The organism is Denitratisoma sp. DHT3, from assembly GCF_007833355.1.
GTDB lineage: Bacteria > Pseudomonadota > Gammaproteobacteria > Burkholderiales > Rhodocyclaceae > Denitratisoma.
In genome coordinates, this window is sequence record NZ_CP020914.1 from 3,397,516 (window position 1) to 3,414,754 (window position 17,239).

The following is a 17,239-nucleotide window of genomic DNA, read 5'->3' on the forward strand; positions in this document are numbered from 1 at the left end:
TCAGAAGGCGTCCAGGCGGAAGTGGTGGCGCAGCAGGGTCTTGAAGCGCTTCACCTGTTGCAGGCAGTCCTTCAGGATGTCCCGCTCGACGGAGGTCAGTTCGTCCAGGCGGATGGCATTGCCCGGCGCCTGTTTCACGGTGATGCTGCGCAGGCCGAACTTCAGCTTCAGGCCCATCAGATAGTGCAGCGCCTGGATCAGCGTTTCCACCATCTGGCGATCCAGGATCTGTCTTTGCGTCAGCGCTTCCAGACGCTCCGCCGTGCTGACCTGGGGCAGCGCGCTTTCCAGCGCCAAGGCGCGTACCCCGTGCACAATGGGAAAGATGCCCTGTTTCTTCAGGTCGATCATCTCGTCGTCGTCGCCCACCAGGTGGCGCACCCGCGACCACCAGTGCCCCGGTTCTTCGAAACTGTCGATGGCGCGGGCGAAGTGGGCCAGGAACCCCTGGTGGTCATTCACCAGGGACAGCAGATAGGCGCGCGTCCGCTCCAGTATTTCACCGTCGCCCGCCACCGCCACCGCATCCATGAAGATGGCCAGGTTCATCTGGGATTCGGCGCTGGGTTCGTGCACCCAGTGCCGCAGGGTCTGCCTGAAGTCGCTCTCCGACTGGCGCCAGAGCGGGTTGCGCACCATGATGTTGCCGGGGCATTCCGGGTAGCCGAAGCGCTCCAGCACCTGGTTGAAACGGATGCAGGCCGCTTCGGCGTCGGTGCTCCGATAGCCGTCGGCGATCAGCAGCGCATTGTCCTGATCGGTGCGCAGCACCTGCTCCCCACGGCCTTCGCTGCCCATCACCAGCAGGCAGCTGCCATCCTGCAATGCAGGGGGGGCCACCAGTTGCCAGACCTTGGCGAAAATCTGGCGGTTGAGTTCCTGGGCCAGCCGCGAGATCAGTTCCACCTTGACGCCGCCGCCGTCGAGGATGGAAATCAGGCGCTGGATCTGGGGCGATACGGCCTCCAGGCTCTCCACGTTCTCGGCCTGCTCGATCTGCAGCGAGATGATGTGGGAATGGTTGGTCAGAAAACTCATCAGGTCGAGCTGTTCCAGGATGCCGTGGATATCGTCGCCGTCGAGCACCACCAGACGGTGCACGCCGCGCCGGATCATGGTCACCAGGGCGTCGAAAACGAAATCATGGATCCCCACCGTGATCAGGCCGAAGCTGGCGCAATTGCGGACCTGAAGCCGGGAGAATTCCTGGTCCGACAAGGCCGCCTTCTGCAGATCGGTGGTCGTGAAAATGCCCAGCCGCTCCCCGTCCTCGACCAGAACGCAGGAGGTCTTGCGGCTCACCAGCAGACGCACCACCTCGGTGACCGGCGTGTCGCCGGAGACGCGGTGGGCCTGGCGCACAAAGGCCTGCGAGACGCGGGCGGTGAGCAGGGACTGCAACTCACGGCGGCCGCCGCGTTCGGCCAGGGCGTTGAGTTTCTCGGAAATGTCCGAGAACAGCAGCGCACCGAACTGGGCGTTGCCGGAAATCAGCTCCTTGACCACCTCCTTGGGCAACAGGTAGGCCAGGACTTCCTCGCCGGCGACGAAGCGGCTGCCGCTGTCGCCGGCCACCATGCTGCGCATGTCGAAGTAATCGTCCTTGCCGTAGCTGGCCACGGTCTCGTCGCCGACGATCTGGCGGACGCTGCCCTTGATCAGGATGTAGAGATGGGCCGGGGATTCGTGGACGTCCAGGATCGTTTCGCCGCCGCGGTAGTAGCCGATGTCCAGCGTCGCCCTGACACGTTCCCGCTCGCGCGGGGCGAGGCTGTCGAAAGGCGGGGCGGTGAAGTTGAATGATTTAGGCATGGCCGAGGGCGGGCGGGGCGCCGGATCGTCCGCCGGCACATCGGCTTGCGAGGGGGCGAGAGCGCCGTGCTAGACTTTTCCGCATAAAAAGAACGGTAGGGGGTGGCCTGCGCAAGGGCTTTGCCTGCCTCCTGAAACTGCCGGTTTCCATCGCGGAAGCCGGGGTCTCCGAAGACCGCGCCGGGGAGAATGACCGGGTTGAATCTAATCCGCGACTCTTACGTTCAACTTACATGGATTGCCTCGTCTCATGCGGATTCTGCTGGCTGAGGATGACCGGATAATCGCCGACGGTTTGGTGCGTTCCCTGCGCAAATCCGGCTTCGCCGTCGATCATGTGCAGAACGGCGTCGATGCGGATACGTCCTTGCTGTCGCAGCAATTCGATCTGCTGATCCTGGATCTGGGCCTGCCCCGCCTGTCGGGGATCGAGGTGCTGAAGCGCCTGCGCGCCCGCAAGTCGCCCCTGCCGGTGCTGATTCTCACCGCCCAGGATGGCGTCGAGGAACGGGTGCGCGGCCTGGACGCCGGCGCGGACGACTATCTCACCAAGCCTTTCGCCCTGCCCGAGCTCGAAGCCCGGGTCCGGGCATTGACCCGCCGCGGCACCGGCCAGCCCAAGCGCATCGAGGTCGGCGCGTTGGCTTACGATCAGGGCGAGCGGGTGGTGTCGGTCGGTGGGCAGGTCATCGACCTTTCCTCGCGGGAACTGGCCTTGCTGGAAATGCTGCTGCTGCGGGTGGGACGCCTGGTGAGCAAGGAGCATCTGGCCGACCATCTCTGCGGCTGGGGCGACGAGGTCAGCACCAACGCGATCGAGGTCTATGTGCACCGGCTGCGCAAGAAGCTGGAGCCTTATGGCGTGCGCATCGCCACCCTGCGCGGGCTGGGCTACAGCCTGGAGAAGCCGGCGGATCATGCCTGAGCGGCGCTTCCGTCGCCTGCAATACGCCTTCAATTCCCTGCTGGGAGAAATCCTGCTGTGGATTCTGACCCTGCTGATGCTGCTCTGGGCCATCAGTGTGGTGATGACCTATCAGGTGGCCGACAGTCTCGCCAACATGCCCTACGACGAGCAACTGGCCAATGAAGTGCGCGGCCTGAGCCGCCTGGTTGCCATACAGCAGGGCCGGGTGACGGTGAACTTTCCCAACCCCGCGCGGGAAATCCTCCATGCCGACAGCAAGGACCGGGTGTATTTCCAGATTCTCGGCCCGGACGGCAAGCTGGTGGCCGGCGACCGGGACCTGCCTCCGGTGGACCCGCCGGAGGCCGTGGACGGGTCGAAGGTCCTGTTCCGCGACGACTCGATCCTGGATGACGAGGTGCGCGTGGCCTACAGTTTTCTGCCCTTGATTCCGGACCGGGAGCCGGTCCTGGTGCAGGTGGCGGAAACCCGCCAGAAGCGGCTGGGCCTGGCCGGCCGCATCATCTCGGGCGTCATCGTGCCCCAGTTCGTCATCGTGCCCATCGCGGTGCTGCTGGTGTACCTCGGGCTGTCGCGCGGGATCACGCCGCTGCAACGCCTGCAACAGGAGTTGCACGATCGCCTGCCGTCCGATCTGACGCCGATCAGCGTCAGCGGCATTCCCTCCGAGATCCGCCCCATCCTGGAGGCCTTGAACGACGTGATGGTGCGCCTGGACGGTAACCTGGAGGCCCAGCGCCGCTTCATCGCGGATGCGGCGCACCAGTTGAAGACGCCGCTCACCGGGTTGCGCACCCAGACCGAACTGGCGCTGCGCGAGACCTCTCCCGAAGCCATGCGGCGGGGCCTGGAACAGGTGGCGGTGAGCGCGGAAAACCTTTCCCGCCTCACCCAGCAACTGCTTTCACTGGCCCGGGCGGAAGCCATCGGCGGCAGTGGGGAGGATTTCGAGCCGGTGGATATCAATGAGCTGGTGCGCAGCGTGGCCCACGAATGGGCCGACCGTGCGCTGGCGCGGCGCATCGATCTGGGGCTGGAATCGCAGGGGCGGCCGCTTTGGGTGAGGGGCAGTCCGTTCATGCTTCATGAAATGCTGACCAACTTGCTCGACAACGCCATCAAATACACGCCGCCGGGCGGAATGGTCACGGTGCGCGCCAGTGGGGACCGCACGGACTGCCGCATCGAGTTCGAGGATTCGGGGATCGGCATCCCCGTGGAGGATCGGCAACGGGTCTTCGAACCTTTCTATCGCGCGCTGGGCACGGGAACCGATGGCAGCGGCCTGGGCTTGACCATCGTCAAGGAGGTCTGCGAACTGCACCGGGGGACGGTATCGATCGACAGCACCGCGACTGGCAGGGGCACTTTGGTGCGGCTGAGCATTCCGGCTGCTGTTTGATTGGAAAGGCTCGCCCCCCTTCGCCCCCCTCCGGGGGGTTCGAGTCGGCTCGCTGCGCTCGATATTACGGGGAACGCTGTAGCGGCACCGTATAGGTTGCGGCTGGCGCCGCGTGCCGCTTTTCCTTGGGACGGCCCGGCGGAAAAGCTTGTTTTCACGCTGATCCTTCTTGTAAGCCTCGAGTAAGGGTTGCTGCCTACGATGAAACGGCGGGTGTTCCGTTCGGCAGGCGATCGTGACAATGCGAATGACGGAGGATGCCGCGATCGGGTAGCCAAAAATCAAATATAGGAGGAGGCATTATGGCGAACGGATCTGCAAGCCAAACCCTCGGCCAGGGCTCATCTCCCTCGGCCGGACAACCGTCCCGGGGCATCAGTCGGGAGGAAGGCAAGGTTATTTTCGCGTCATCCCTGGGCACGGTGTTCGAATGGTACGACTTCTATCTTTATGGCTCCCTGGCGGCCATCATCAGCAAGCATTTCTTCTCCGGCGTCAATGAGACCACGGCATTCATCTTCGCCCTCCTGGCCTTTGCCGCCGGCTTCGCGGTGCGCCCCTTCGGCGCCATCGTGTTCGGCCGCCTGGGCGATCTGATCGGCCGAAAATATACGTTCCTGGTGACCATCCTGATCATGGGCCTGTCGACCGCGGTGGTGGGCATGTTGCCCACCTACGCGCAGATCGGCGTGGCCGCACCGATCATCCTGATCTCGCTGCGCCTGCTGCAGGGCCTGGCGCTGGGGGGCGAGTACGGCGGCGCCGCCACTTATGTGGCCGAACACGCGCCCCCCGGGAAGCGGGGGCTATTCACCAGCTTCATCCAGACCACGGCCACGCTCGGCCTGTTCCTTTCCCTGCTGGTGATCATGGTTTGCCGGATTACCCTGGGCAAGGAGTTCGACGAATGGGGCTGGCGGATTCCGTTCCTGATCTCGATCCTGCTCCTGATCGTTTCGGTCTACATCCGGATGCAGTTGAACGAGTCGCCGATCTTCGAGAAGATGAAGGCCGAAGGCAAGGCCTCCAAGGCGCCGCTGACCGAGTCCTTCGCCCGCTGGGACAATCTCAAGGTCGTCATCATGGTTCTGCTGGGCGGCACCGCCGGGCAGGCGGTGGTCTGGTACACGGGGCAGTTCTACGCCCTGTTCTTCCTGCTGCAAACCTTGAAGGTCGATCCGCAGACCGCGAACCTGCTGATCGCCGGTTCCCTGGTCATCGGCACGCCATTCTTCGTCCTGTTCGGCGCCTTGTCCGACAAGATCGGCCGCAAGCCCATCATCATGATCGGCTGCCTGCTGGCGGCGCTGACCTATTTCCCGATCTTCAAGGCCATCACCGAATACGGCAATCCTGACATCTTCAAGGCCCAGCAGAACAGCCCGGTGGTGGTGGTGGCCGATCCGGCACAGTGCTCGTTCCAGTTCGACCCCGTCGGCAAGGCCAAATTCACCAGCTCCTGCGACCTGGCGAAGAGCTGGCTGGCGAAGAAATCGATCCCCTACGCCAATGAAACTGCGGCGCGGGGGACCGTTGCCTCCATCAAGATCGGCACCACGGTGATCTCCAGCTTCGAGGGCACCGGAATGGCGGCGGACCAGTTCAAGGCCAGGAACGCCGACTTCACCAAGGCGATGGACGCGGCGATCAAGGCTGCCGGCTATCCGTCCAAGGCGGATCCGGAAAAGATCAACATTCCGATGGTTCTGCTGCTGCTGACGATCCTGGTGATCTATGTGACCATGGTCTACGGCCCCATCGCCGCCTGGCTCGTGGAGCTCTTCCCGGCACGCATCCGCTACACTTCGATGTCGCTGCCCTATCACATCGGCAATGGCTGGTTCGGCGGCTTTCTGCCGACGGTGGCCTTCGCCATGGTGGCGGCGACGGGCGACATTTACTACGGGCTCTGGTATCCGATCCTGATCTCGATCATGACCGCGATACTGGGAACCCTGTTCTTGCCGGAGACCAAGGACCGCGAGATCCATCACGAAGCGTGACTTGAGCCATTCCGCTTCCCCGGGCCGTGGTCCGGGGAAGCGGCTCAGTGCGAACGGACTTGTTCCGCGTTTCCTTAGCGTAAAAAAACGAGCTTTTCCGCCGGGCCGTCCCAAGGAAAAGCGGCACGCGCCGGAGGCGCAACGTATCGGTGCCGCCACAGCGTTCCCCGTAACTTCGAGCGCAGCGAGCAGTATCGAACCCCCCGGAGGGGGGCGAAGGGGGGCGAGCCTTGAAGTTGGCTTTTTTTGCGGACGTGCATAGCAATCTGGAGGCGCTCGACGCATGCCTCGCACATGCGCGCAGTCGGGGCGTCGAGCAATTTGTCTTCCTCGGCGATCTGGTCGGCTACAACGCCGATCCGGAAGCCGTCCTGTCCTTGGCGATGGATCTGGTGCGGCGGGAGGCCGCGGTCGCGGTCCAGGGCAACCACGATGCCGCCGTCGCCGGCGCCGGCCATGAGCGTATGAACGCCGCCGCCGCGCAGGCGATCGACTGGACGCGGAAGCGGCTGCCGGTACCGATGATCGAATTTTTGGCTGGCCTGCCGCTCAGCATCCGACAGGGCCAGATGCTGTTCGTCCATGCCAGCGCGGCCTCGCCCGGACGTTGGATCTATGTGACCGATACGCTGCGGGCCGCCCACAGCATGGAGGCCGCCCAGGCGACTCATATTTTTTGCGGCCACGTTCACGATCCGGTGCTGTACTACATGGGCGCCGATCACCGGCCCCAGCCCTTCATTCCCGTGTATGGCATCCCCATTCCGGTGGGGCGCCACCGCCATTGGCTGGCCATGGTCGGCTCTTGCGGACAACCGCGGGACGGAGATCCGGCGGCCCGCTACGTCGAGATGGATACGAGCCGGGCGCTGATGACTTTTTATCGCGTGCCGTACGATCACCTGACGGCTGCCCGCAAGGTCCGCGAGGCCGGCTTGCCGGAGGAGTTCGCCAGGCGGCTCGAAACCGGAAGCTGATCATGTATCCCTATCTGGAAGCCGGCGACGAGATCGACGGTTTGCGCGTTCTCAGCCGTATCCACGCCGGCGGCATGGCGCTGCTGTATCGCGTCGAGGGCGGTGGGACTGATTATCCCCTGATCCTCAAGGTTCCCCGCCTGGGGCAGGGGGACGGCGCGGTCGCGGTGGTGAGCTACGAGGTGGAGCGGATGATGCTCGCGGCGCTGTCCGGCCCCCATGTGCCGCGCCTGGCGGCGGTCGGCGACCTGGAGCGGCTGCCGTATCTGGCGATGGAGTTCATCGATGGCCCTTCCCTCAAGGAACTGGCCGAGCAGGCGCCCCTACCGCCGGAAAAGCTGGCCAAGCCGATGGCGGCGGTGGCGACGGCCGTTCACCATCTGCATCAGCAGAAACTGGCGCATCTGGATCTCAAGCCCTCCAATGTGATGTTCCGCCGTAACGGGCAGGCCGTGCTGATCGACCTGGGGCTGGCCCATCACGCCCATTTCCCCGACCTGCTGGCGGAGGAGTTCCGCAAGCCCATCGGCTCGGCGCCCTACATGGCGCCGGAGCAGGTGGTGGGCGTGCGCTGCGATCCGCGCAGCGACATCTTCGCCGTGGGGGCGATGCTCTATGAACTGGCCACGGGCCGCCTGCCGTTCGGTGCGCCGGACAGCGTGCGGGGATTGCGGCGGCGCTTGTATGAAGCGCCGCCGCCGCCGCGGGTGGTCGATCCGGCGGTGCCGCCCTGGCTACAGGAAATCATTCTGCACTGCCTGGAGGTGGACGCGGACAGGCGTTACGCCACGGCGGCGCAACTGGCGTTCGATCTGCTGCATCCGGATCAGGTGGTCGTCGGCGCGCGGGGCCGGTTGACCACCCACGACGGCTGGCTGACCCGCCTGCAACGCAGAGTGGTGGCGGCGGGTTACGAGCCGGCGCCTTGCCCCCAAATGGGGCGCCGGCCCCTGGTTTCGGTGGTGCTGGTGGGCGTCGACACCCAGGTCCGGGGCGAGCAGCAGATCGAGGCCCTGCAACAGATGGTCAGGCGGACCGCCGAGGACGAGGACCAGGTTCGGATCGCCCTGGCGACGGTGATCCGACCGCATCCGCTGCTGGGCAGCAGCTATGTGGAGGAAAGCGGCGGCAAGACCCATATCCGCCATCTGGTGGAGCTGCGCCACTGGGCCCGCAGCATCGGCATCCCGGAGCAGCGGCTGACCTACCACGTGCTGGAGGACGACGATCCCGCCCAGGCGCTGCTCGACTACGCGCGCGCGAATCGGGTCGATCACATTCTGATCGGCGCTTCCACGCCGGGAAGCGGCATCGAGCGGGGTCTGCGGCCGTTTCTGGGAAGCGTCGCTTCGCGGATCGCGCAGGAGGCGCCGTGCAGCGTGACCATCGTGCGCCCGGAGTACTGACCTCCGGGCGGCGCGGTATCATTTCCCCGTTCAACGAGATGGGGTGCCGATTTTGCTAAAGTGGCTGGGATTGATACTGGTGATCTGGCTGGTCTATGCCGTGTGGCGCAGGTCCACGCCGAGAGCTCCGCGCGGCGAGCGCGAGACACCCAGGAGCGAGGCCATGGTGGCCTGTTCTCATTGCAGGCTGTACGTGCCCCGGACGGAGGCCTGCTTCAGCGGCGAGGGGCAGCCTTATTGCTGCCCGCAGCATCGCCGCCTGGGACCGAAGCAGTGACGGTTGTGTTCCGTCGTGGCGGGAGCGCCACGACCCACTCGGATTCCTATTGGCGGTCTCTGCAATATTTCAATCTGTTTCGCCTGGTGATGGCCACGGTGTTCGTGGTCGTCACCAATTTTCCGGGCCGCTTGCGGCCCTTTGGCGGCGAGGCGCCGCTTCTCGCGTCCTGGGTGAGCGCCCTGTACCTGGCGTGCGCGGTGCTGTTGTTGCTGCTGCCCCGCCTGCCTCAGCGCCCCCGCTTCAATCGATTGCTGACCCTGGCGGTGCTGGCCGACATTCTGGCGATCACCCTGCTGGATTATGCCGGCGGCGAGCGGCAGAACGATCTGAGCTACCTGTTGCTGGTGGTATTGGCCGCGGCCGGTCTGGTGGGGCAGGGGCGGCTGGTGCTGTTCTATGCCTCGCTGGCCTCGTTGGCGCTGCTGCTCGACCAGGGGTACCGCATGTTGACCCTGGGTGCCGACGTGTCCGATTTGACGCGGGCCGCGGGGTTGTGCATCGGGTTTTTCGGGACGGCGATTTCGGCTCACCTGCTGGCGCGGCGCGCGCTGGCCAACGAAGCGCTGGCCGAGCAGCGGCGCCTCGAATTGAACGGCCAACTGCGCCTGAACCGCCGCATCATCCGGGACATGCAGGACGGCGTCCTGGTGGTGGATGCGCGGGGCGCGGTGCGCCTGCACAATCCCCAGGTCGAGGTGCTGTGCGACATCGGCCAGGTTCCGGAGGCACCGACCCTGAGCGATTTCTCCGAGGAACTGGCGCAGCGTTATCCCCGTTGGCGCGGCCTGGACCACGAGACCACCGAGATTGTCGATCTGCCCAAGGGGCGGTCGCTGCGCTTGCGTTATCTGCCGCCCGTGGAAGGGGATCTGGCGATCCTCTATCTGGAGGACCTGGCGCTGGTGCAGGCCCAGGCCCGGCAATTGAAGCTGGCGGCGCTTGGCCGCCTGACCGCCAACATGGCGCACGAGATACGCAATCCCCTCGCGGCGATCAGTCATGCGGCGGAACTCATGGCGGAGGACGGCGCTGGCGGAGCCTCGGTCCGTCTCACCCGGATCATCGGCGAGAACACCCAGCGCCTGAACCGGATGGTGACCGATGTCCTCGAGTTGGGGCGACGAGACCATGCGGCCATGGAGCCCATCGAGCTGGCGGATTTCGTGGCGACTTTCATCGACGAGTTCGAGATGATCGAGCCCGGCGCGGCACGGATCATCGCGTCCCGTATCGAGCCGGGGCTTGCGCTGCTGTTCGATCGCGGACATTTGAATCGAGTGCTGCTCAACCTGGTGGGGAATGCCGTCCGCTACTGCCGGGGCCGGGAGGGCAGCGTCCAGATCCGCGCCTCCCGGCTTGGGCGTCCGGCCGGTGGCGTGGAGGTGCGCGTCCAGGATGACGGACCCGGTATCCATGGCGAGGAGCGCACGCACGTGTTCGAGCCGTTTTTCACGACACGCAGCGTCGGGACCGGTCTGGGACTGTATATCGCGAGGGAATTATGCGACGCTAACGGCGGCAGTCTGGAGTTGATGGAAAGCACGACAGGCGCGCATTTCCGGTTGATTGGCAGGGGGGGCGATGGCAGCGGGTGCTGAGCGCAGGAAACAGGACGGTCGGCGCGTCCTGATCGTGGACGACGAGGCGGATATCCGGGAGTTGCTGGATCTCACGATGGCCCGTATGGGTCTGGATGCGCATTGCGTGGGCACGCTGGCCGAGGCCCGCCGCTTCCTGGACAAGGAGCGCTACCAGCTGTGCTTGACCGACATGCGCTTGCCCGACGGGGAAGGCCTTGAACTGGTGCGCCATATCGGCGAGCAGGCCCCTGAGCTTCCCGTGGCGGTGATTACCGCCCACGGCAGCGCGGAGAATGCCGTTTCCGCGCTCAAGGCGGGCGCCTTCGATTATTTGACCAAGCCGGTCTCCCTCGATCAGTTGCGCGCCCTGGTGAAGAGCGCACTGGAGCTGCCCGCATCCCCGGACCAGCGTGCTCAGGCGGTTCCTGTGGGATTGATCGGACAATCGCCGGCCATGCGGGAAGTCCGCGATCTGATCGAGCGCGTCGCGCGCAGCCAGGCGCCGGTGCATATCACCGGCGAGTCCGGCAGCGGCAAGGAATTGGCGGCGCGGCTGATCCATCGGCGCGGCGCCCGTCAGCACGGCCCTTTCGTGCCGGTGAATTGCGGCGCCATTCCGGAAAACCTGATGGAGAGCGAGTTCTTCGGCTATCGCAAGGGTGCTTTCACCGGCGCGGAGGCCGACCGGGACGGATTTTTCCATGTCGCCGACGGTGGGACCCTGTTTCTCGACGAGGTGGCCGACCTTCCCTTGCCCATGCAGGTGAAGCTGCTGCGGGCGATTCAGGAAAAGAAGGTGCGCAAGGTCGGCAGCACGGCCGAGGAAGCGGTTGACGTGCGCATCATCAGCGCCACGCATCAGAATCTGCGGCACCTGGTGGAACAGGGCAAGTTCCGCCAGGATCTGCTGTTTCGCCTGAATGTCCTCGAATTGCGGATGCCGGCCTTGCGGGAGTGCCGTGAGGATATTCCCCTGCTGGCGGAGCAGGTGCTCGACCGGCTGGCGCGGCAGAATCCGGGAAAGCCGCCATGTCTCACGGCTGGCGCGCTGCGGGCGCTGACCGACTATCCATTTCCGGGCAACGTGCGCGAACTCGAAAATGTACTGGAACGGGCGTTGGCGCTGCGGCAGGGGGACAGTATCGATGTGTCCGATCTCAATCTGGTTCCGGTTTCGGAATCGCAGCAAGTCCCGCCGCTGGGACAACTGCCGTTGCAGGACCACCTCGATCGAGTGGAACGGCAGGTCATCCTCGATGCATTGCAGAAGACCCGTTTCAACCGCACCGCGGCGGCCCGGCTGCTCGGCGTGACTTTTCGCTCTCTGCGCTATCGCATGGAACGCCTGGGATTGAATGACTGATGTCGCTGACCTGGACCGAGGCGCCCGACGGTCGGATCGCCGAAGCTGAGTTCCGCCTTTCGCCCAATCACGATCGGCGGCCGGACGGCGTCGAGATATGTCTGCTCGTCATCCACGCCATCAGCCTGCCTCCCGGAGAGTTCGGCGGCGCGGGGGTCGAGCGGTTGTTCACCAATCGGCTCGATCCCGGCGAGCACCCCTATTACGAGGGGATCGCCGGGTTGCGTGTCTCGGCCCATTTTTTCATCCGCCGGGATGGCCGGCTGATCCAGTTCGTTCCTTGCGATCTGCAGGCGTGGCACGCGGGAGTCTCCAGTTGGGAAGGGCGGGAGCGCTGCAACGGCTTTTCGATCGGCATCGAGTTGGAAGGCTGTGACGATCGAGCGTTCGATCCCGCACAGTATCGGACGCTGAACGATCTGATCGAAACCCTCGGACTGCGCTATCCGATTCGTGCCGTCGTCGGTCACTCGGACATCGCGCCGGGGCGAAAAACGGATCCGGGACCGTGTTTCGATTGGCGTCGCGTGAGCGTGGCGTTCGGGCCGTGAACTTCCAGGCTTGGTGGCCTTTTCTCGATGACGACGGGGGATGCGCGAGCTGTCGGTGCGCATGAAATTCGAATGAGTATGTCGGAGGCATTCGATCGGTATTCGGGGTGTTGTGGATAAACGTAATGATGGGTGGAAAAACGCGAGGAATTCATCGCTTTCCCTTGCATGGAAAAGATGAATAATCCGCGCTAACCCAGAGCTTGGGTTGAGTCTGAGCAGTTGCTGGTGTTTTCTTCCGTTAATTCACTTAGGAGGTTCGTCATGGCTGAAGCAAAGAAAGCCAAGAAGCCCGCCGCGCGGAAACCCGCGGCAAAACTTGTAGCCAAGAAGCCCGCCGCTGCGAAGAAGCCCGCCGCTGCGAAGAAGCCCGTCGCCGCGAAGAAGCCCGCCGCTGCGAAGAAGCCCGTCGCTGCGAAGAAGCCCGCTGCCGCGAAGAAGCCCGTCGCTGCGAAGAAGCCCGTCGCTGCGAAGAAGCCCGTCGCTGCGAAGAAGCCCGTCGCTGCGAAGAAGCCCGCTGCCGCGAAGAAGCCCGCTGCCGCGAAGAAGCCCGCTGCCGCGAAGAAGCCCGCTGCCGCGAAGAAGCCCGCTGCCGCGAAGAAGCCTGTCGCCGCGAAGAAGCCCGTCGCTGCGAAGAAGCCCGTCGCCGCGAAGAAGCCCGCTGCCGCGAAGAAGCCCGTCGCTGCGAAGAAGCCCGTCGCTGCGAAGAAGCCCGTCGCCGCGAAGAAGCCCGCTGCCGCGAAGAAGCCCGTCGCTGCGAAGAAGCCCGTCGCTGCGAAGAAGCCTGCTGCCGCGAAGAAGCCCGTCGCTGCGAAGAAGCCCGTCGCCGCGAAGAAGCCCGCTGCCGCGAAGAAGCCCGCTGCCGCGAAGAAGCCCGCTGCCGCGAAGAAGCCCGTCGCCGCGAAGAAGCCTGCTGCCGCGAAGAAGCCCGCCGCACGCAAGGTAGCCGCTCCCAAGGCTGCAGCCGCTACCGCACCCGTCGTAGCGCCTCCGTCGACTGCCGCCGCGCCTGGCTTGAAGTCGTCGCTGAATCCGGCGGCTGCTTGGCCTTTCCCGACGGGTTCGCGTCCGTAATCGAGAAAAGTCGGGGCAACGCAGGCGGGGCCAAGAGCCAAGCGTCCTGCCTACCTGCTTGCAGGACGTGCGGGGAGCATTTGCTCCACCGCACGTTTTTTTTTGCGTGGTGTTTAGCGTTAAACCTTAAAACCTCAGTCAGCCACAGAGGACGCTGAGATCACAGAGGAAAAGCAATGGGTTGCCAACGCATGATCGCTCACCCGCAAGGTGATCAGGTCAATTGCGGCAAATCCGCTCCCACTCCGTGTCCTCTGTGATCTCTGTGGCTTGAAGTGCGGTTTTCAGGTTAAAAAAACACCGTGTTAAAAAGCCACCCGAAGGTGGCTTTTGATTAGGTGGCTCTGGGTCGGCCCCGCATCGAGCGGGAGCCGGTGGTCAATCCACCATGCCCAACTCGAAGAGTTCCCGTTTGAGGGCCAGTTCCTTGGGCAGGCGCTCCTTCAGCTTTTCGAACCATTCGGCGTGAAGCTTGAGTTCCTCGCGCCAGGCATCGTTATCCACCTTGGTCAGTGCCTCGAACTGCTCCTTGGAGATGCCTTCCATGCCGGTCCATTCGATATCCTCGAACTTGGGCATCCAGCCCAGCGTGGACTGGCGGGCGTCGGCGCGGCCGCGGCAGCGTTCGACGATCCATTTCAGGACTCGCATGTTCTCGCCGAAGCCGGGCCACATGAAGTTGCCGTCGGCATCCTGACGGAACCAATTGACGGTGAAGATGCGTGGCGCGTGTTCAATCCGGTGCCCCATGCGCAGCCAATGGTTGAAGTAGTCGCCCATGTGGTAGCCGCAGAACGGCAGCATGGCGAATGGGTCGCGCCGCACTATGCCCTGAGCGCCGCCGGCGGCGGCGGTGGTTTCGGAGCCCAGGGTGGCGGCCATGTAGACGCCATAGTTCCAGTTGAAGGCTTCGAACACCAGCGGCACGGTGGTCGACCGACGGCCGCCGAAGATGAAGGCAGAAATCGGTACACCGGCCGCGTCTTCCCAGTTAGGGTCGATCGAGGGACATTGACGCGCCGGGGCGGTGAAGCGGGCATTGGGATGGGCGGCCTTGCGGCCGGTTTCCTTGCCGATGGCCGGCGTCCAATCCTGGCCTTGCCAATCGATCAGATGGGCCGGGGCTTCCTTGGTCATGCCTTCCCACCAGACGTCGCCGTCATCGGTGAGGGCCACGTTGGTGAAGATGATGTTTTCCTTCAGCGTGGCCATGGCGTTGTAGTTGGTCTTCTCGGAGGTGCCGGGGGCAACGCCGAAGTAGCCGGCTTCCGGGTTGATCGCGTAGAGGCGGCCATCCTTGCCGGGTTTGATCCAGGCGATGTCGTCGCCGACCGTGGTCACCTTCCAGCCATCGAGCGCCTGGGGGGGGATCAGCATGGCGAAGTTGGTCTTGCCGCAGGCCGAGGGGAAGGCGGCGGCGACGTAGCTCTTTTCGCCGGCGGGGGATTCCACGCCCAGGATCAGCATGTGCTCGGCCAGCCAGCCTTCGTCGCGGGCCATGGTGGATGCGATGCGCAGGGCGAAGCACTTCTTGCCCAGCAGCGCATTGCCGCCGTAGCCGGAGCCGAAGGACCAGATTTCACGGGTCTCGGGGAAGTGGCAGATGTACTTGGTCTTGTTGCACGGCCACTTGACGTCCTGTTGGCCCGGCTCGAGCGGATGGCCCACGCTGTGCAGGCAGGGCACGAACTCGCCGTCGACGCCGAGCTGGTCCAGCACGGCGCGGCCCATGCGCGCCATGATGCGCATATTGACCACGACGTAGGGGGAGTCGGACAGTTCCACGCCGATATGGGCGATGGGGCTGCCGATGGGACCCATGGAGAACGGGATCACGTACAAGGTGCGGCCCCGCATGCAGCCCTGGAACAGACCCTTCAGGGTCTCTTTCATCTTGGCCGGGTCTTCCCAGTTGTTGTTGGGACCGGCATCCTCCTTGCTGGCGGTGCACACGAAGGTTCGATCCTCGACCCGCGCCACGTCCGAGGGGTCCGAGCAGGCCAGATAGGAGTTGGGACGCTTGGCGGGGTTCAGTTTGATCAGGCTGCCGGACTGCACCATCTGCGCGCAGAGTCCGTCGGCCTCCTCCTGAGAGCCGTCGCACCAGACGACCGCATCGGGCTGGGTCAGGGCGGCGACTTCAGCCACCCAGGCCTTGAGTTTTTCGTGTTTGACGTAATCCGGAGCAGAAAACGACTTGGCTGTGTCGGAAATGCGCTGATTCATGCTTGAAGTCTCCACTTTTGGCGATGGGCGGGCCTGTCTCGGTCAGCTGCTCGGCGGGGGTGGGCCGACGGCATCCTCTTCACGCGGCAGGGATGTGCGCGTGTCGGACAAGCGGAGAATTAAACGGTCTGCTACTTTTGTACCGCCCAAAAACAGTAATTATCGCACATCGCCAAAAGTAAAGAAATCGTCCCATCCGGCGTCAAAGGCTGAAACGGGTTCATTTGGGGAAATTCAGCACCCCTCATGAGCCGTCAGCCGCCCTTCATTGCTTGCTTTTCCGCTTGCATCGTTTCGGTGAGATTTGGTCCAATGGCGGGCGATGCCGAATTTCATTTTGGAGATTGATATGAAATACACTCTGCTGGCCGCTCTGCTGGCTGTTCTGACAGGTGTTCCTGGGTATGCGGCCGATGGGCATGGCGCGCATGGCACGCATGGCGTTGCGCCAACCGCGGCGGCGACCGATGGCTTGAGCGATGGCACGGTCAGGAAGCTGGACAAGGTCAAGGGGACGGTGACTTTGGCTCATGGACCGCTGCCCAACCTGGCCATGGACCCGATGACCATGGCTTTTGCCGTGAAGGACCCGGCCTGGCTCGATCAGTGGCAGCCCGGCGACAAGATTCGTTTTTTCGCCGACATGGTCAAGGGGCGCTTGACCGTGATGCGTTGGGAGGCCGATCGCTGACCGCCGGCATAGCGCAATCGCGGCGAGTACAATCCTCCCCCTTCCCGTAGGGGGAGGTTTTCAATTTCGTGTGGAGCAATACATGGCAATCAAGACCATTGGCGTGGTGGGGGCAGGCATCATGGGGAGCGGCATTGCGCAGGTGAGCGCGGCCGCGGGGTTGAGCGTGGTGATGGTGGACGTCAATGCCGCGGCAATCGAGCGGGGTATCGGCAGCATCGCTTCCAGTCTGGACCGGCTGGTCAAGAAAGAGAAACTGACTGCCGAGCAAAAAGAGACAACCCTGGCGCGAATTCGCGGCGCCACCGATCTGGCGGATCTGAAAGCAGTGGATTTCGTGATCGAGGCTGCGACCGAAAACGAAGCGCTGAAAATCAAGATTCTGAAGGACGTGGCGGAGATGACCGGCGCGGATACCATCCTGGCCACCAACACCTCGTCCATTTCCATCACCCGGCTGGCGGCCGCCAGCGGCCGTCCCGACCGTTTCATCGGGATGCATTTCTTCAACCCGGTGCCGGTGCTGCCTCTGGTGGAAGTGATCCGCGGCCTGCAGACATCCGACGATACTTACAACAAGGTGATGGCCTTGGCCCGGCAGTTGGGCAAGGACCCGATCACCGCCAAGAACAGCCCGGGTTTCGTGGTGAATCGCATTCTGGTGCCGATGATCAACGAGGCGGTGTTCGTATTGCAAGAAGGCCTGGCCACCGCTCAGGAAATCGACGATGGCATGAAGCTGGGCGCCAATCATTCCATCGGCCCCCTGGCGCTGGCCGACCTGATCGGCCTGGATACGCTGCTGGCCGTGATGGAAACTCTCTACGAGGGCTTCAACGAGGCCAAATATCGTCCCGCTCCGCTGCTGCGGGAGATGGTGGATGCCGGCTATCTGGGGCGCAAGAACGGCCGCGGTTTCTTCACCTACGGCTGATTGCCTGATGCC

General features: G+C 64.0%; 14 protein-coding genes. 11 read left to right on the plus strand and 3 right to left on the minus strand.

Annotated elements, in window-relative coordinates; genetic code table 11:
* Positions 1-1,812, minus strand: a complete 1,812-nt coding sequence (locus tag B9N43_RS15690; protein ID WP_145843137.1) for a putative nucleotidyltransferase substrate binding domain-containing protein — start codon at positions 1,810-1,812, stop codon at positions 1-3.
* A gap of 250 nt (positions 1,813-2,062) precedes the next feature.
* Between B9N43_RS15690 and B9N43_RS15695 the strand changes: the two genes are divergently transcribed.
* From B9N43_RS15695 to ampD, 9 genes are all read left to right on the plus strand, one after another.
* Positions 2,063-2,737, plus strand: a complete 675-nt coding sequence (locus tag B9N43_RS15695) for a response regulator transcription factor (protein WP_145843138.1) — start codon at positions 2,063-2,065, stop codon at positions 2,735-2,737.
* Positions 2,730-4,142, plus strand: coding sequence for a sensor histidine kinase (locus B9N43_RS15700; RefSeq protein ID WP_186453866.1), 1,413 nt, complete (start codon positions 2,730-2,732; stop codon positions 4,140-4,142). Before B9N43_RS15695 ends, B9N43_RS15700 begins: the two co-directional genes overlap by 8 nt.
* 302 nt (positions 4,143-4,444) lie before the next feature.
* A complete protein-coding gene (locus B9N43_RS15705) occupies positions 4,445-6,145 on the plus strand; it encodes an MFS transporter (RefSeq protein ID WP_145843140.1) in 1,701 nt (566 codons plus the stop codon).
* A gap of 236 nt (positions 6,146-6,381) precedes the next feature.
* Positions 6,382-7,122: a metallophosphoesterase family protein gene (locus B9N43_RS15710; RefSeq protein WP_261379449.1), complete on the plus strand. Its 741-nt coding sequence runs from the start codon at positions 6,382-6,384 to the stop codon at positions 7,120-7,122.
* Between the two features lie 2 nt (positions 7,123-7,124).
* Complete coding sequence (locus B9N43_RS15715; RefSeq protein ID WP_145843143.1) at positions 7,125-8,528, plus strand: bifunctional serine/threonine-protein kinase/universal stress protein; 1,404 nt, start codon at positions 7,125-7,127, stop codon at positions 8,526-8,528.
* 43 nt (positions 8,529-8,571) lie between these two features.
* Positions 8,572-8,805 carry a PP0621 family protein gene (locus B9N43_RS15720; protein ID WP_222428758.1) on the plus strand — a complete coding sequence of 78 codons (234 nt, stop codon included), beginning with the start codon at positions 8,572-8,574 and terminating at the stop codon, positions 8,803-8,805.
* A gap of 5 nt (positions 8,806-8,810) precedes the next feature.
* Complete coding sequence (locus B9N43_RS15725; RefSeq protein WP_261379352.1) at positions 8,811-10,406, plus strand: sensor histidine kinase; 1,596 nt, start codon at positions 8,811-8,813, stop codon at positions 10,404-10,406.
* A complete protein-coding gene (locus B9N43_RS15730) occupies positions 10,390-11,751 on the plus strand; it encodes a sigma-54-dependent transcriptional regulator (protein WP_145843144.1) in 1,362 nt (453 codons plus the stop codon). The genes B9N43_RS15725 and B9N43_RS15730 overlap by 17 nt, the downstream gene beginning before the upstream one ends.
* Positions 11,751-12,302, plus strand: a complete 552-nt coding sequence (gene ampD, locus B9N43_RS15735) for a 1,6-anhydro-N-acetylmuramyl-L-alanine amidase AmpD (protein ID WP_145843145.1) — start codon at positions 11,751-11,753, stop codon at positions 12,300-12,302. Before B9N43_RS15730 ends, ampD begins: the two co-directional genes overlap by 1 nt.
* A 191-nt stretch (positions 12,303-12,493) precedes the next feature.
* Here ampD and B9N43_RS17255 read toward each other — a convergent pair whose 3' ends face one another.
* On the minus strand, positions 12,494-13,243 hold the full coding sequence (locus B9N43_RS17255; protein ID WP_186453867.1) for a hypothetical protein: 750 nt from the start codon (positions 13,241-13,243) through the stop codon (positions 12,494-12,496).
* Between the two features lie 511 nt (positions 13,244-13,754).
* A complete protein-coding gene (locus B9N43_RS15745; RefSeq protein WP_145843147.1) occupies positions 13,755-15,602 on the minus strand; it encodes a phosphoenolpyruvate carboxykinase (GTP) in 1,848 nt (615 codons plus the stop codon).
* Positions 15,603-15,951: 349 nt separating this feature from the next.
* On the opposite strand from B9N43_RS15745, the gene B9N43_RS15750 reads away from it, so the two are divergent.
* A complete protein-coding gene (locus tag B9N43_RS15750; protein ID WP_145843619.1) occupies positions 15,952-16,293 on the plus strand; it encodes a copper-binding protein in 342 nt (113 codons plus the stop codon).
* 82 nt (positions 16,294-16,375) lie between these two features.
* On the plus strand, positions 16,376-17,227 hold the full coding sequence (locus tag B9N43_RS15755) for a 3-hydroxybutyryl-CoA dehydrogenase (RefSeq protein WP_145843148.1): 852 nt from the start codon (positions 16,376-16,378) through the stop codon (positions 17,225-17,227).
* Positions 17,228-17,239: the final 12 nt, after the last annotated feature.

Bases quoted from the DNA above. Each gene is read 5' to 3' on its own strand.
- B9N43_RS15695 (WP_145843138.1), top strand. From the start codon at position 2,063: ATGCGGATTCTGCTGGCTGAGGATGACCGGATAATCGCCGACGGTTTG.
- B9N43_RS15745 (WP_145843147.1), bottom strand. From the start codon at position 15,602: ATGAATCAGCGCATTTCCGACACAGCCAAGTCGTTTTCTGCTCCGGAT.
- B9N43_RS15690 (WP_145843137.1), bottom strand. From the start codon at position 1,812: ATGCCTAAATCATTCAACTTCACCGCCCCGCCTTTCGACAGCCTCGCC.
- B9N43_RS15755 (WP_145843148.1), top strand. From the start codon at position 16,376: ATGGCAATCAAGACCATTGGCGTGGTGGGGGCAGGCATCATGGGGAGC.
- B9N43_RS15700 (WP_186453866.1), top strand. From the start codon at position 2,730: ATGCCTGAGCGGCGCTTCCGTCGCCTGCAATACGCCTTCAATTCCCTG.
- B9N43_RS15705 (WP_145843140.1), top strand. From the start codon at position 4,445: ATGGCGAACGGATCTGCAAGCCAAACCCTCGGCCAGGGCTCATCTCCC.
- B9N43_RS15715 (WP_145843143.1), top strand. From the start codon at position 7,125: ATGTATCCCTATCTGGAAGCCGGCGACGAGATCGACGGTTTGCGCGTT.
- ampD (WP_145843145.1), top strand. From the start codon at position 11,751: ATGTCGCTGACCTGGACCGAGGCGCCCGACGGTCGGATCGCCGAAGCT.
- B9N43_RS15730 (WP_145843144.1), top strand. From the start codon at position 10,390: ATGGCAGCGGGTGCTGAGCGCAGGAAACAGGACGGTCGGCGCGTCCTG.
- B9N43_RS15750 (WP_145843619.1), top strand. From the start codon at position 15,952: ATGAAATACACTCTGCTGGCCGCTCTGCTGGCTGTTCTGACAGGTGTT.